The 14,739-nt window shown below is 42.4% G+C and carries 13 protein-coding genes; 8 read left to right on the forward strand and 5 right to left on the reverse strand.

Going from position 1 to position 14,739, the window contains the following annotated elements; genetic code table 11:
* The first annotated feature begins 44 nt into the window (after window positions 1-44).
* Both BLQ05_RS03325 and BLQ05_RS03330 read left to right on the forward strand, forming a co-directional pair.
* Window positions 45-1,217, forward strand: a complete 1,173-nt coding sequence (locus BLQ05_RS03325; RefSeq protein ID WP_023575710.1) for a vWA domain-containing protein — start codon at window positions 45-47, stop codon at window positions 1,215-1,217.
* Between the two features lie 76 nt (window positions 1,218-1,293).
* Entirely contained in the window at window positions 1,294-2,676 is a 1,383-nt protein-coding gene (locus BLQ05_RS03330) for a PQQ-dependent sugar dehydrogenase (protein ID WP_023575711.1), read from the forward strand.
* Here BLQ05_RS03330 and BLQ05_RS03335 read toward each other — a convergent pair.
* From BLQ05_RS03335 to BLQ05_RS03345, 3 genes are all read right to left on the reverse strand, one after another.
* On the reverse strand, window positions 2,673-3,713 hold the full coding sequence (locus tag BLQ05_RS03335; RefSeq protein WP_023575712.1) for an aldo/keto reductase: 1,041 nt from the start codon (window positions 3,711-3,713) through the stop codon (window positions 2,673-2,675). The two genes, BLQ05_RS03330 and BLQ05_RS03335, sit on opposite strands and share 4 nt — an antisense overlap.
* A gap of 187 nt (window positions 3,714-3,900) precedes the next feature.
* Window positions 3,901-4,866 carry an OmpA family protein gene (locus BLQ05_RS03340; RefSeq protein ID WP_023575713.1) on the reverse strand — a complete coding sequence of 322 codons (966 nt, stop codon included), beginning with the start codon at window positions 4,864-4,866 and terminating at the stop codon, window positions 3,901-3,903.
* A 230-nt stretch (window positions 4,867-5,096) separates the two neighbouring features.
* Window positions 5,097-5,858 (reverse strand): exodeoxyribonuclease III, encoded by a 762-nt coding sequence (locus BLQ05_RS03345; RefSeq protein WP_035654103.1) that lies wholly within the window; start codon window positions 5,856-5,858, stop codon window positions 5,097-5,099.
* 193 nt (window positions 5,859-6,051) lie between these two features.
* On the opposite strand from BLQ05_RS03345, the gene BLQ05_RS03350 reads away from it, so the two are divergent.
* Together BLQ05_RS03350 and BLQ05_RS03355 are read left to right on the forward strand one after the other, a co-directional pair.
* Window positions 6,052-7,860: a GNAT family N-acyltransferase gene (locus BLQ05_RS03350; protein WP_023575715.1), complete on the forward strand. Its 1,809-nt coding sequence runs from the start codon at window positions 6,052-6,054 to the stop codon at window positions 7,858-7,860.
* Window positions 7,861-7,887: 27 nt separating this feature from the next.
* The gene (locus BLQ05_RS03355; protein WP_023575716.1) at window positions 7,888-8,268 is read left to right on the forward strand and encodes a DUF5684 domain-containing protein; all 381 of its coding nucleotides are present in this window, start codon (window positions 7,888-7,890) and stop codon (window positions 8,266-8,268) included.
* 59 nt (window positions 8,269-8,327) lie between these two features.
* On the opposite strand, the gene BLQ05_RS03360 is transcribed toward BLQ05_RS03355, so the two are convergent.
* Complete coding sequence (locus BLQ05_RS03360; protein ID WP_023575717.1) at window positions 8,328-8,939, reverse strand: hypothetical protein; 612 nt, start codon at window positions 8,937-8,939, stop codon at window positions 8,328-8,330.
* Between the two features lie 118 nt (window positions 8,940-9,057).
* On the opposite strand from BLQ05_RS03360, the gene BLQ05_RS03365 reads away from it, so the two are divergent.
* From BLQ05_RS03365 to BLQ05_RS13770, 3 genes are read left to right on the forward strand one after another with little or no spacing between them, the layout of a single operon-like run.
* Complete coding sequence (locus tag BLQ05_RS03365; RefSeq protein ID WP_081711836.1) at window positions 9,058-12,507, forward strand: T9SS type B sorting domain-containing protein; 3,450 nt, start codon at window positions 9,058-9,060, stop codon at window positions 12,505-12,507.
* Between the two features lie 2 nt (window positions 12,508-12,509).
* Window positions 12,510-13,274: an enoyl-CoA hydratase/isomerase family protein gene (locus BLQ05_RS03370; protein WP_023575719.1), complete on the forward strand. Its 765-nt coding sequence runs from the start codon at window positions 12,510-12,512 to the stop codon at window positions 13,272-13,274.
* Window positions 13,271-13,447 carry a hypothetical protein gene (locus tag BLQ05_RS13770; RefSeq protein WP_176756865.1) on the forward strand — a complete coding sequence of 59 codons (177 nt, stop codon included), beginning with the start codon at window positions 13,271-13,273 and terminating at the stop codon, window positions 13,445-13,447. Before BLQ05_RS03370 ends, BLQ05_RS13770 begins: the two co-directional genes overlap by 4 nt.
* Before the next feature lie 2 nt (window positions 13,448-13,449).
* On the opposite strand, the gene BLQ05_RS03375 is transcribed toward BLQ05_RS13770, so the two are convergent.
* Window positions 13,450-14,073, reverse strand: a complete 624-nt coding sequence (locus tag BLQ05_RS03375) for a 2OG-Fe(II) oxygenase (RefSeq protein ID WP_023575720.1) — start codon at window positions 14,071-14,073, stop codon at window positions 13,450-13,452.
* A 181-nt stretch (window positions 14,074-14,254) separates the two neighbouring features.
* On the opposite strand from BLQ05_RS03375, the gene BLQ05_RS03380 reads away from it, so the two are divergent.
* Window positions 14,255-14,704 (forward strand): 6-pyruvoyl trahydropterin synthase family protein, encoded by a 450-nt coding sequence (locus BLQ05_RS03380; protein ID WP_074460083.1) that lies wholly within the window; start codon window positions 14,255-14,257, stop codon window positions 14,702-14,704.
* Window positions 14,705-14,739 lie beyond the last annotated feature (35 nt).

Genomic DNA, 14,739 nt, shown 5'->3' on the forward strand with positions numbered 1-14,739 from the left:
ATTTCTCTGAATAATTTTGAGCTATAATCATAAAACGAAAAACCATGAAAACACTTTTTTTAGTACCCTCAGCACTTTTAGCAACGACTTTATCTTTTGCAGCCTGTAACAATTCAAATGCCAAAGACCGAGAAATCGCATCGGAAAAAACATTTGAAATCACCGAAACAGCCGAAAACACCAAAATTCAGGTCGCCATTCTTTTGGATACCTCCAACAGTATGGATGGTTTGATCGAACAGGCAAAATCCCGTTTGTGGAACATCGTCAATACCTTAACCACATTAAAATACCGAGGCAAAACACCGGACATTGAAATCGGATTGTACGAATACGGGAATGACGGACTTTCACCACAATCAAATTACATCCGACAGGTTGCCCCATTGACTACCGATTTGGACCTTATCTCCGAAAAACTGTTTGCTTTGCGTACCAATGGCGGCAACGAATACTGTGGTGCCGTGATTGCCGATGCCACAAAACAACTGAGTTGGGGTAAAGACAATTCCAACATGAAATTGATTTACATTGCCGGAAACGAACCGTTCAACCAAGGCGGCATCAATTACCGGGAAGCCATCAGCGATGCCTTGCACAATGACATTTACATCAACACCATTTTCTGCGGCAATCAGGAGGAAGGAATCCGTACCTTCTGGAAAGACGGTGCCGATGCCGGGAAAGGAAAATACTTCAACATCGATTCCAATCGCGCGGTTTTATACATCGCCACGCCTTATGATGTCCGAATTTCAGAATGCAATGCCAAAATTAACGAGACCTATGTGAGCTACGGTTCTTTAGGCCATTCCAAAAAAATGAATCAGGAAACACAGGACCGCAATGCGCAGGGAGTATCCGCGGCGAATTATGCCGAACGCGCCGTAAGTAAATCGAAAGCCGTGTATAAAAACGAAAGCTGGGATTTGGTCGACAAACTGAAAGAAGACAAAGAAGCGGTTACCAAACTGAAAAAAGAGGAATTGCCGAAAGAACTCCAAAACAAATCGGCGGCCGAAATTAAGGCCTATGTGGAGAAGAAAGCCAAAGAACGCGAAGCCATTCAGAAAGAAATAGGCGAATTGGCCAAAAAACGTCAGGCGTTTATCGATGCAGAAGCCAAAAAATCAAAATCACAGGACGATTTGGGCAACGCGATCAATACTTCAGTGGTTGCTTTTGCAAAAATAAAAGGCTATAGCGTGGAAAAGTAATTCAATTTATAAAGCAACAATCCCGGCCAAGTGTCGGGATTTTTTTATAAATTTATGATAATCAAACAATTACATTATGAAAACAAAATTTCTGTTTATTGCTTTGGTCTTTATACAATGTGCGCAACATTCGCAAACCTCACCTGCTGTCATTGGATTACAGAGTTTCGCCACGGGTTTTTCTGCTCCTGTGGAAATTACCCATTGCGGTGATAGTCGGCTTTTTGTGGTGGAACAGGATGGACTCATTAAGATTCTGAATCCCAACGGGACCACCAATGCCACTCCTTTCCTGAATGTAACGACTTTAACCAATGCCAGTGGCGAACAGGGTTTATTGGGTTTGGCGTTTCATCCCGATTATACTTCCAACGGCTACTTTTACATCAATTATACCAATCTTAACGGAGATACCGTAATTGCGCGTTATTCGGTGGCGGCGGGTAATCCCAATCTGGCCAATCCTTCCGGAACGATTCTTTTAACCATCCCACAACCTTTTTCCAATCATAACGGCGGCAGTGTGAAATTTGGTCCCGACGGTTATTTATACATTGGCATGGGCGATGGCGGTAGTGGTGGCGATCCCGAAAACCGGGCACAAAACACCAACGAATTATTAGGCAAAATGCTGCGTATTGATGTCAACTCCGGTTTTCCATACGGAATTCCGCCGAACAACCCGTATGTGGGTGTGGCCGGAGCCGATGAAATCTGGGCCATCGGACTTCGGAATCCCTGGAAATTCAGCTTCGACCGTCAAACCGGTGATTTATGGATAGCCGATGTGGGTCAGAATCTGTATGAAGAAGTCAATCGTGCCGGTGCTGCGGAAGCCGGACTGAATTACGGTTGGCGCTGCTATGAAGGCAATGTTGCCTACAACACAGCGGGTTGTGCGGCTCAAAACACGATGAAAGCCCCTTTGTTTACCACCAATCACACCAATGGATTTTGTTCCATAACAGGTGGTTATGTCTATCGCGGGACTGCCTATCCGAATTTTCAGGGGAACTATTTCTTTTCCGATTACTGCAAGGCTCAGATTGGCATGGCCGACAGTACGGGTAATGTTACTTTTTCGCAAACGTTCACTGGTAACGGTTTTGTAACCTTCGGGGAAGACATGCATGGTGAACTCTATGTGGGCTCCATCAATAATGGCGTCATTTACAAACTGGTCGACAGTTCGCTAAATATGGCAGAAAACGACAAAAAAGCGTTTGTCATTTATCCGAATCCTGCAACATCGGAAGTTTTTGTTCAAAATAATGAAGAAGAACATTTTGCGGACGTTCTGGAAATTTTTGACCTTAACGGAAAAAGACTGGTCTCACAAAAAACGGAAAACCGGTCACTACTTTCCGTGAATACGTCAAAGTTAGCAACCGGTTTGTATTTTTTAAACGTCCGAACAAATTCGGGACACGTGTCAACCTATAAATTACTAAAAATTTAAGGCGCCGGATTAGGAATCAATTCCTGAATTTTATCGATTTGTGCTAAAACCGCATCAGTCAACTGTACCTCAAAAGCATTGATATTTTCTTCCAGCTGACTTAAGGTGGTAGCGCCGATGATGGTCGAGGTTACAAACTTTTGATGGTGTACGAAAGCGATTCCCATTTCGGTAACGGTCAATCCGCAATCGTGAGCCAAATCCTGATACATTTTGGTTGCCTTGTGGCAGTTTTCATTCGTATAACGGGTAAAATGCGGAAACAAATCCAAGCGGGAATTCGGCACAATGCCCTTCAGGTGTTTTCCGGTGATAAAACCAAAACCGAGTGGCGAATAAGCCAACAAACCTACATTCTCTCTCATACAGATTTCGGACAAGCCCACTTCAAACAAACGGTTCAATAACGAATACGGGTTTTGGATTGTAGCAATTCTCGGCAGGTTGTGCTTCTCGCTTTCATTTAAAAACTTCATCACGCCCCACGGATTCTCATTGGAAACCCCGATGTGTTTGATTTTCCCTTCTTTGATCAAACCGTCAAAAACCGTCAGAACCTCTAAAATATTGTCTTGCCATTTAGTATCAATTTCTGAAACACCACGCTTGCCAAACATGTTCATCACGCGCTCCGGCCAATGCATCTGATACAAATCGATGTAGTCGGTTTGCAGGTTTTTCAGGCTCAGATTGACCGCTTCGTGCAAACTTTTTTTCGAAAAATCCAACGGTTGGCGAATGTAGCCCATACCGCGATTGGGTCCGGCTATTTTAGTGGCCACCACCAGTTTTTCCCTTTCACTTTTTCCGATTTTGTGCAACCACGTTCCTATAAAACGCTCGGTGCTTCCGAAAATGTGTTCGTTGCCGCCAATCGGATACATTTCGGCCGTATCAATGAAATTGATGCCTTTTTCAACCGCAAAATCCAGTTGGGAATGCGCTTCGGATTCCGTATTCTGGTTTCCGAAAGTCATGGTTCCGAGACAGATCTTGCTTACTTGTAAATCGGTATTAGGTAAAATAGTGTAGTTCATGTTTTCTAAGTTGCTGAGTAACTAAGTGACAAAGTCTTTCAAAGTGCAAATATAAAACGCAAATTATATTTGAAATTCAATTTAACAGAAAAAGGTTCAGCGCTTTCACGTGAACCTTTCCTTTAGTGATGGATTAAATGACTCAGAAACTAAGCTACTCAGTCACTTTGTTACTTTAAAACTTTTCTTAAATATCGTTCAACATCTTAGTGATTTCATCCAATTTCGGGGTCAGGATGATTTCGATACGACGGTTTTTCGCTTTGCCTTCCGCGGTTTCGTTGCTCATTAAAGGCGAATATTCGCCACGTCCGGCAGCCGTAAGGTTTTCTTTTCTTACCATCGTATTTGACGTTAGGATGTTCACAATAGCCGTAGCACGTTTTGTAGACAAATCCCAGTTGTTTTCCACGCCGCCGCCAATGGTTCCGGTAATTTTATCGTTATCGGTATGTCCTTCGATTAACACGGCAATATCCGGATTGTCGCCCAACACTTTTCCGACCAGGTCAACGGCTTTTTTACCTTCAGAACCAACGGTCCAGCTTCCCGATTCGAAAAGCAGTTTGTTTTCCATGGAAACGTACACTTTCCCGTCTTTTTGCTGTACGGTTAACCCTTTCCCTTCAAACGCCCGTAACGATTTCGATAAAGTCTCTTTCAATTTGTTCATCACCGCTTCTTTCGCTGCGATCATGCTTTCCAATTCGTTCACGCGGTCAGAACGGTCTTTCAAATCTTTGCTCAGTTTATCCAAACGGGATCTTTCGGCAGCCAATGCTTTTTCTTTCGCTTCCAATTGCGCCAACAATTCACGGTTTTTGTCCATGTTGTTTTTCAGCGCCTCGTCGCTGTTTTTCTCCAAAGCGTTGTAAGACGACTGCAATGTTTTTAGATTATTGCTTGCCGCCGCGTAATCCGAAGCCAGTTTGTCTCTTTCGGCTTTCAGTTTGTCGAGTTCCGACTGCAATGTGGATTTTTCGTTTTCCAATTGGCCTTTAGCGGTTGATAATGCGGTATTATCGTCCGCCAACTGACGGTTTTCTTTCTTTAAATCGGCGAATTTGGTTTCTAAATCGGTGTACATTTTTTTAGAAACGCAAGAGGTGGTTAAGGCTAACGCCAAAATTCCTGCAGATACTTGTTTTATCATCTTCTTGTGGTATTTATTATTATTCAATTTCTACTTTACACTTGTCTTTATTCTTTACCTTGAGAATTCATACGCGAATTCTATATATTCCAATTGGTCATAATGCTGAGCGTCTGTTTTCACCGAATACCCTAGCCCCGATGGGAGTGGCATCCTTTGCTTGCTTTCTTTAAGCAAGCAAAGATAGAACGTCCCGATAGCTATCGGGAACCGGGAACAGCTCCTGAAAGCTATTCTATTTCCACCAGCACCGGACAATGATCGGAATGCTTGGCTTCCGGTAAAATCACGGCACGTTTTAACCGGTTGCGCATCGGTTCGCTCACCAGATTGTAATCGATTCGCCAGCCTTTATTGTTGTTTCGGGCATTGGCGCGGTAACTCCACCAGCTGTAATGGTGCGGCTCTTTATTAAAATGACGAAAACTGTCGATGAAGCCGCTCTTCATGAAATTGTCCAGCCAGGCTCTTTCGACCGGTAAAAATCCGGACACTTTTGCGTTGCGGATCGGATCATGAATGTCGATGGCCTGATGACAGATGTTATAATCGCCTCCGATAATCAGATTCGGAATTTCTTTTTTCAGGTTGTCGATGTATTTCTGGAAATCGTCCATGTACTGGAACTTGTGCTCCAAGCGGTCGATGTTGGTTCCCGAAGGCAAGTACAAACTCATGACTGAAAAATCATCGAAATCCACTCTCAGATTGCGTCCTTCTTTGTCCATATAGTCAATTCCGGTACCGAACACCACATTTTTAGGTTGTATTTTCGAGAGAATCGCCACACCGCTATACCCTTTTTTTTCGGCCGGAAACCAATAATGGTACGGGTAGCCCGAAAGTTCGAAATCCAGTGTGGGAATCTGCTCCGGGGTGGCCTTGATTTCCTGTAGGCAAATTACATCAGGATTAGCGCTTTGCAACCAATCGAGAAAGCCTTTGGTGATGGCGGCGCGTATTCCGTTGACGTTATAGGATATAATCTTCATTTTAGGAGAATCTTTTTCCCAAATGTATATAAAAAACACCCAAATTTGAAACACATTTTTCAATTACTTATAAACAATTGATTGTCAAATAAATATCTTTGAAAGCCTGAGAATTTACATTTATCCGCCACAAACTTTTCAACCATTACACTATTATTGCTATCTTTGTTTTTCGCTCAAAAACCAAAACTAAATGGGTTTAGTTACCGCTAAAGAAGTTGCAAAAGCAATTAATGCTGATAAATACGGCTTTTTAGGAACCTTTTCAGGCTGGTTACTGATGAAGGCACTGAAAATATCTACTCTCAACAAAATATACAACAGGAACAAACATTTGAAGGATGTTGAGTTTCTGAATGCCATATTGGATGAATTTCAGATTAAATTTGAAATCCCCGAAGAAGACTTAAAACGATTACCGAAAGAAGGCGCATACATTACCGTTTCGAACCATCCGCTGGGAGGCATCGACGGTATTTTGCTTTTGAAATTGATGCTTGAAAGAGAGCCGAATTTCAAAATTATCGCCAATTTCCTGTTGCACCGTATCGAACCGATGAAGCCGTACATCATGCCGGTAAATCCTTTCGAAAATCATAAGGATGCTAAATCCAGCGTGATTGGAATCAAAGAAACGTTACGTCATTTAAGCGACGGGAAACCGCTGGGCATGTTCCCGGCCGGCGAAGTTTCCACGTACAGAGACGGGCAATTGGTAGTGGACAAGCCCTGGGAAGAAGGGGCCATAAAAGTGATTCGTAAAGCACAGGTGCCGGTGGTACCCATTTATTTTCACGCCAAAAACAGCAAATTGTTTTATTTCCTATCCAAAATAAACGACACGTTACGTACTGCAAAACTGCCTTCGGAACTGCTTACCCAAAAAGACCGTGTGATTAAAGTCCGCATCGGAAAACCGATTTCGGTAGCCGAACAGAACGAATACGAAACCATTGAATCCTATTCGGAATTTTTACGCAAGAAAACCTACATGTTGGCCAACCCTTTCGAAACCGAAAGCAAGTTGCTGACTACGCCGAGTCTGAAACTTCCGAAAAACCCGAAACAGATTGCCAAACCGGCCAATCATGATAAGATTCTGGAAGAAGTCAGCTGTCTGAAAAAAGGCAATCATCGTCTTTTACAAAGCAAGAACTACGAGGTTTTCTTTGTAACGGCCGACAAAATCCCGAATATCCTGCATGAAATAGGACGTTTGCGCGAAATCACTTTCCGCGAGGTGGGTGAAGGCACCAATGAAGCCATCGATCTGGACCAATACGACAACTACTACCATCACATGTTTTTATGGGATGATGACAGCCAGCAGATCGCCGGAGCGTACCGTATGGGATTGGGCGCCGAAATTTTTGCCAAACACGGAATTAACGGTTTCTATCTTCAGGAATTGTTCCGCTTCGAACCGGAATTGTTTGACATGATGAGTAAGTCCATTGAAATGGGGCGAGCGTTCATCATCAAAGAATACCAGCAGAAACCCATGCCGTTATTCCTGCTTTGGAAAGGAATAGTTCATACCACTTTACATTATCCGGAACACAAATTCCTTATTGGCGGCGTAAGCATCAGCAACCAATTCTCGGAATTTTCAAAATCCCTGATGATTGAGTTCATGAAGTCGAATTACTATGACCCTTATATTGCGCAATACGTACATCCGAAAAAGGAGTACAAAGTCAAACTGAAGGACGCCGATAAAGATTTTATTTTTGACGAAGCGGAGTCTGATCTGAACAAATTCGACAAAATTATCGACGAGTTGGAACCGGGCAGTTTGCGTTTGCCGGTATTGATCAAAAAATACATCAAACAAAACGCAAGGGTTGTGGCTTTTAACGTGGACCCGTTATTTAACAATGCGGTGGATGGCTTGATGTACATCCGGATTGCCGACATTCCCGAAAGCACAATGAAACCGGTTATGGAAGAGTTTCAGGCCGAACTGGAACGAAAACTTGCGGAAAAAGGCGAAAACATTTAACCAATTTTAACCAAAACCTTATAATTTATGGCAGCAGCTTTACTAACTATTTTATTGTTTTTCTTCGGATTTACCCTTTTCCTTATTATTTGTCAGTGGAAAGTTTTCACTAAAGCCGGAAAACCGGGATGGGCTTGCTTGATTCCAATTTACAGCGGAATTGTTTTACTGGAAATCATCAAAAAACCAATCTGGTGGATTTTCATGTTACTTATTCCTATCGCAAACATTTATTTTGCTATTGTGATAACGAACGAATTATCGAAATCTTTCGGTAAAACTTCAGCCTTCACGGTAGGATTGATTTTCCTTCCGTTTATATTTTATCCGATACTTGCTTTTGGCGATGCGAAATACATCTACAATCAGACAGAAGAGATTAGTGAAATTGGCATGGTCCAGGCCTAACAGGCATAAAATAAAAAAAGCCCCGAATATTTCGGGGCTTTTTTATATCCATCGGATGCTTATTTATATGCTTTTTTCAACAATAGTTTAGCCAATGATTTTCCTGTTTTGGCATAACCTTCTCCAATTCGGTCTTCGTTACTGAAAGAACCTCCGAAAACATCTCCGGGCGCTTCCTCACTTTTAATTTCAAGCACAACATTATTTCTGTTTGCCGTTTCAACGAATTTAAGGTTAGTGGTTACTTTAGCTCCCTTTTTAGCCATAACTACATTATAACCAGGGTAAATCCAAACCGCATCCACAATTAGAGTATATTTGGCCTGTTTCAGATCTTCCTGAAAAGAAATGTCTTTTTTCTCTTTGGTATGAACAACATTCATCAATTCTGTGAATTTGTTTTCGAACAACAAATCCCTGCTAGCGTACCATTTTTTCTTCCAGGTTTCACCAACACCTTTTCCTTTTTCATTCAAGTCAGCAACCCTTTCCGCCACATACTGCTCATCGGTAAGGTTTTCTTTCATTAACTTCAGGTTGTCGTAAGTAAACTCCACATTAACTTCTTTTTGATCCTTAAGAAAACTGAAATCGCCTTTAATCACTTCCATATCTTGTGCCGACATAAATGCGGAAGCAAACAAGAATGCTAAAACTGTAATTTTTTTCATATGAATATATAATAATTGTTCACAACAAACATAGCTATTTTATGTTAATTTTAATACATCCGAAGAAAATATAACAATATTCCTCTATTTTTGTGATTTTTAATTTTACAAACCACTGATGAGGCTATTATTTCTTATATTATTGATTGGTTCTAACGTAATGAATGCACAATTAAGCAAAAAGCACTGGATACCCCCCATCCATGCCAGAAACGGACAAACTTTTGTTAGAGATCATTATGTATACCTGTCAACACCGGAAACAACCCCTTTTCAGGTCACCGTAACCCGCGGGGATAATACCCCGATAGCCGGTTCTCCTTTTACGATTTCTGCCGGAAATCCCGTGAGAGTCGCCATCGGAAACAACCAACCTTCCACAATGTTAATCTCGAACAATGATCTGAATATCGTAAAAAACGATAAAGGACTGATTCTTGAAGGAAGTAACGAATTTTACGCCACATTTAAAGTCAGAGCAGAGAATCATGCTGAAATATTGGTCGCGAAAGGATATCAGGGATTGGGAACCGAATTTCGACTAGGCAGTTTACCTCAAAGCGATTACGGCGATTTACGAAACTTTTTTGCAAGTTTCATGGCAACCGAAGACAATACAACCGTTACACTATCAGATTACGACAGGAGTGTCGAATTTGCGGTTAACGGCACCACTTTAACACAAAACTCCCAAACATTCCGACTCAATAACGGTGAAAGCGTAACCGTATCCGGTTACACCAATACATCGGCAAATTTAACCGGATTCATTGGCGCTTTACTGGTATCGGACAAACCCATTGCCGTAAACAGCGGAAACGCCTTGGCAGGAATGGGAACAGAACAGGACGGTCAGGATTTCACTTTCGACCAGATTGTCCCTTTAGAACAGGTGGGAACCGAATATATCGTTGTGAAAGGTAATGGAAGCAGCCTTGTTGAAACCCCGTTAGTAATCGCTACGGAGGACAACACGGAGGTATTCATAAACGGATCACCAACATCGTTTGCCACTTTAAATGCAGGCGAATACACCCTGATTCCTTCTACAATGTATCAGGGAACCAACAATCAGAACATGTACATCACCTCTTCAAAACCGATTTATTTGTATCAGATTTTGGGAGGATCTTCTTCTGACGCGACATCCGGATTGAATTTCATTCCTCCTTTAAGCTGTTATTTTCAAAAATCCGTGGATTTGATTCCTAGTGCCAACTCCATAGGTTCCACTAATTATTTCAGTGAGATCATAGCACTGACCTATGCGGGCTCTACATTATCTATAAACGGAGTACCCGTTACCGCCTTACCGGAACCCGTGTTGGGAACTTCCCAATGGGTAACCTACCGCTTACAGGGATATACCGGAAACATCAAAGCCGAGTCCACAGGACCACTGGCAGTGGGATTATTTGGCTCCAGCAATGTAGCCGGTTTTGCAGGGTATTATTCAGGTTTTGGCAGCGAACCCAGAGACACTGAAATTACCGTTTGCTCCAACACAACCACCGACTTGTTCGGTCAAATTGAAGGAAATCCCGATCCGGGAGGTGTTTGGACACCGGCTTTATCCAGCGGTACGGGTGTTTTCGACCCCGCGATTGATCCTCCGGGAATTTACAACTATAATTTTACGGGATTGTGTGAAATTGTCAACCTGCAGATTACCGTAACCATACAACAGGCGCCAAACCCGGGAAACAACAATCAAAAAACGGTTTGTAAAAACGATGCCGCATTTGATTTATTTGCATTGCTGGGACCAAACGCCAACACTGGAGGAACATGGTCACCTGCTTTAGCCAGCGGAACGAACATCTTCAATCCGGCCGTGGATGTTTCCGGAAATTACACGTATACCTTACCGGCTATCGGTCCGTGTACCTCCGTGTCCGCTACCGTAGCCGTTACTGTAAATCCATTACCGGTTATCAATACCATCTTGGATTATGAACTTTGCGACGACACCACTGACGGCAGTGACATCAATGGAACAGCAAACTTCAATTTCAGCACAAAAACAAATGAAGTTCTTGCCGGACAAACAGGAATCATCGTTACTTACCATTTATCTCAAAACGATGCCGACACGGGAAGCAACCCGCAAACAATTTTAAACACAAACAGCAGAATCATTTACGTTCGTTTACAGAACGCAACCACAAACTGTTTCGTTACCACAACATTTAATGCAGTGGTTCATTCGCTTCCGGTAATAAATAACAACATTACATTAAAACAATGTGATGATAATCAAGATGCCATAACCGCTTTTAATCTGACAGAAGCAAATTCGCTGATCAGTACCGATCCGGATGTGGTATTCTCTTATTTCACTTCCAGCGCAAATGCATTGGCAAACACGAATCCGATAACGGATTTCACCAACTTCATTTCAGCCGGAACAACGATTTGGATTCGCGTGCAAAACACTAACGGCTGTTTCAGAATTGCCACAACCACACTCTTGGTTTCAGCCACACAGATAACGGCTGCCGATATGCAGACTTTGGAAGAGTGTGACATGTATATCGACCCGAATGACCCGGAAAATGACGGTTATGCCTATTTTGATTTCACTCCAGCCACAACAGGCATTTTGAATTCGTTCACCAGCAGTCAGAATTTAAGGGTTACTTACTACGAAAATTTAAACGACGCTTTAGCCGAACAAAATGCCGTAATGGGCACCAATTCCGCTCCTTACCGAAATACGGTTGCCAGCAGCCAGACTCTTTACGTTCGGGTTGACAGTAATTTAAACAACGAATGCGTTGGCATGGGACCCTATTTAAACCTTACGGTGAATCCGATTCCGGATATTGATTTGGGTGATGATTTCACACTTTGTCTTGATCCCGCAACCGGTTTGGGGTCGCAAAACATCGACGCCACTCCAAGCAATACAGGGAATTTCAGCTATACCTGGACTCCGGCCAATCCGGATACCGATGCTAACGGCAATCAAAATGCCGTATACCATATCACGCAAGCGGGAACTTATACCGTGGTGGTTACCAACACCAATACCTCTTGTGAAACCAGCGATACCATTACCATAGACGCTTCCTCAGAACCGCTAACTGTAACTGCTGTCCTTATAACACCGTTGTTTTCAAATGGGCTAGCCACCATTCAGGCTACTGCACAAGGTGGTTACGGCGTATATGAATACAGTATTGACGGCACGTACTGGCAGCCTACAGGAATCTTTTCCGGACTTTCGAACGGAGCCTACTTGATTTTTGTCAGAGACCTAGCGAAGTGTGGTGTCACAACATCAAACCTTGTCCATACCGTTACCTATCCAAGCTTCTTTACCCCTAACGGAGATGGATACAACGATACCTGGAAAATCGACAATTTGTTAGCTTCCTATGAAGCCAAAATTTATATATTTGACCGATTTGGAAAACTTGTAAAAGAAATCAGTCCGGATGGGAAGGGATGGGATGGTACCTTCAACGGAAACCAGCTTCCCGCAACCGATTATTGGTTCAAGATAGAGTACACCGTAAACAATGTACGCAACGAATTTAAAAGTCATTTTTCACTTAAACGCTAATTATGTCTTCAGGCAACGGAACATTATCAACAACTATTGAAAATAATATTGCCACGGTTACTTTTGGACACCCGGCAAGCAATTCATTTCCGAGCGAACAATTGCAGCGCTTAACCGATGAAATAAACAGGTTAAGCAACCATCCGGACGTGACTGTTATTCTTTTAAAAAGTGAAGGTGAAGGCGCCTTTTGTGCCGGGGCTTCCTTTGATGAATTATTAGCTGTTTCAAACTTAGAGCAAGGTGCAAAATTCTTCTCGGGTTTCGCCAATGTGATTAATGCGATGCGAAAATGTTCCAAGATGATTGTGGGACGGATTCACGGAAAAGCGGTTGGCGGCGGTGTTGGTCTGGCAGCGGCTTGTGATTATGCCATGGCCACTACCGAAAGTGCCATTAAATTATCGGAATTGGCAATTGGCATCGGGCCTTTCGTTATTGAACCGGCGGTTTCGAGAAAAATAGGAAAATCCGCATTAGGCGAAATGACATTGGCCGCTCACGAATGGAAAAACGCAGCTTGGGCACATGAAAAAGGATTGTATGCCAAAGTTTTTGAAACGGTTGCCGATTTGGATACGGAGTTGGACAACTTCACCACAAAATTAGCCGGTTACAATCCAGAAGCTTTAGCGGATATGAAAAAAGTATTGTGGGAAGGCACCGAAAACTGGGACACCCTATTGTACGAAAGAGCCGGAATTTCAGGCAGATTGGTCCTTTCTGATTTCACCGTGAATGCCTTAAACCAATTTAAGAAAAAATGAGCCCTTTATTTCTTTTAGTTCAACAGACCAATATTGAGGAAAAAATCAAAAACGCTCCCGATTCCGGTTATCAGATTGGGGTACTCATCGGAACTTTTATTCCTTTCGTGGTTCTGGTGGCTATCGCGTATTGGATGTATTATCGTGCGAAGAAAAGAGAAAAAAACCTGTAGCGCTATCGTGTTTTCAGCCATCCGGTAATACTCAATCGCGGCTGTTTTACCGGCTTGACTTCGTGCTCCAGCTCCTGACTTTCAAAAATCACCATTCTCCCCTGTTCGGGAACTATATTGCGTTCCGACTCCACTCCATTTTCTTTTATGTAAATGGTGAGTTCCCCGCCAAAATCGATTTGCCAATGTTCTTCATTGAGATAACAAACCATCGAAAGTTTACGACGACTGTCGTTTTGAAAAGTGTCCAGATGTCGTTTGTAAAAAGTCCCTTCCGGATACAAGGCATAGTGGAATTCCTTATCCTGAATCCCTAAAAAACAGGTTCGGTTTAGATAGTGTACAAAATCATTGATTCGATCAAAATACAGCTTCTCGGCTTCATTTGCACCTTCTTCGTTCAACCAAAGAATAAAGTCGCCGCGAATCGCATCCACAATTTGTTCGTTGGCCTGATTGCCAATGGCCGATTTCTTGAAATGGTCTTCTTCAAATTTTTCCAAAAGGCTTTTGCGCAATGTCGCCACCTCTTCGGGAGAAAAAAAATGATCGGCAATACTGAATTTCTGACGCATCAGATCATCAATAATTTGTTCGTACAACGGATTGATTTCGGAATCACTCATAGGTCACTAAATAGATTATCAAAGATAAGATGAAACCCACATTAAAAAACAATTTTCTTCCTATAGAAATAAAAAAATAGGGTCCTGACGACCTTGAGCAAAACAATAACTTTCCCGGAAGAAAAACCGAAAAGGTGTTGCTCGATTTTATTTACTAAATTTGTCTCCTAATTCAAGTACGATGAGCAACATCAGAATCACAAAACAATTTACTTTTGAAACCGGACACGCGCTTTACGGCTATGACGGAAAATGCAAAAACGTTCACGGGCACAGTTACAAACTTTCTGTTACCGTAATTGGGAAACCCATAACGGATACTTCGAATGTGAAATTCGGAATGGTGATTGATTTTGGTGATTTGAAAAAAATAGTGAAAGAAGAAATTGTCGATGTTTTTGATCACGCTACGGTTTTCAATCAGAACACACCACATATCGAGTTGGCGAACGAGTTGAAAAACCGCGGTCATCATGTGATTTTAGTGAATTATCAGCCTACCAGTGAAAATATGGTGATTGATTTTGCCGAAAAGATAAAAAACCGTCTCCCCCATAACATTCAACTGCACTCACTAAAACTCCAGGAAACCGAATCCTCGTTTGCCGAGTGGTACCAGTCCGATAATTGATTCCGGTTATAGCATAAAAAAAGCGCTCCTGTTAC

It is taken from the genome of Flavobacterium saliperosum (assembly GCF_900100625.1).
Taxonomy (GTDB): domain Bacteria; phylum Bacteroidota; class Bacteroidia; order Flavobacteriales; family Flavobacteriaceae; genus Flavobacterium; species Flavobacterium saliperosum.

Bases quoted from the DNA above. Each gene is read 5' to 3' on its own strand.
- BLQ05_RS03325 (WP_023575710.1), top strand. From the start codon at position 45: ATGAAAACACTTTTTTTAGTACCCTCAGCACTTTTAGCAACGACTTTA.
- BLQ05_RS03330 (WP_023575711.1), top strand. From the start codon at position 1,294: ATGAAAACAAAATTTCTGTTTATTGCTTTGGTCTTTATACAATGTGCG.
- BLQ05_RS03335 (WP_023575712.1), bottom strand. From the start codon at position 3,713: ATGAACTACACTATTTTACCTAATACCGATTTACAAGTAAGCAAGATC.
- BLQ05_RS03340 (WP_023575713.1), bottom strand. From the start codon at position 4,866: ATGATAAAACAAGTATCTGCAGGAATTTTGGCGTTAGCCTTAACCACC.
- BLQ05_RS03345 (WP_035654103.1), bottom strand. From the start codon at position 5,858: ATGAAGATTATATCCTATAACGTCAACGGAATACGCGCCGCCATCACC.
- BLQ05_RS03350 (WP_023575715.1), top strand. From the start codon at position 6,052: ATGGGTTTAGTTACCGCTAAAGAAGTTGCAAAAGCAATTAATGCTGAT.
- BLQ05_RS03355 (WP_023575716.1), top strand. From the start codon at position 7,888: ATGGCAGCAGCTTTACTAACTATTTTATTGTTTTTCTTCGGATTTACC.
- BLQ05_RS03360 (WP_023575717.1), bottom strand. From the start codon at position 8,939: ATGAAAAAAATTACAGTTTTAGCATTCTTGTTTGCTTCCGCATTTATG.
- BLQ05_RS03365 (WP_081711836.1), top strand. From the start codon at position 9,058: ATGAGGCTATTATTTCTTATATTATTGATTGGTTCTAACGTAATGAAT.
- BLQ05_RS03370 (WP_023575719.1), top strand. From the start codon at position 12,510: ATGTCTTCAGGCAACGGAACATTATCAACAACTATTGAAAATAATATT.
- BLQ05_RS13770 (WP_176756865.1), top strand. From the start codon at position 13,271: ATGAGCCCTTTATTTCTTTTAGTTCAACAGACCAATATTGAGGAAAAA.
- BLQ05_RS03375 (WP_023575720.1), bottom strand. From the start codon at position 14,073: ATGAGTGATTCCGAAATCAATCCGTTGTACGAACAAATTATTGATGAT.
- BLQ05_RS03380 (WP_074460083.1), top strand. From the start codon at position 14,255: ATGAGCAACATCAGAATCACAAAACAATTTACTTTTGAAACCGGACAC.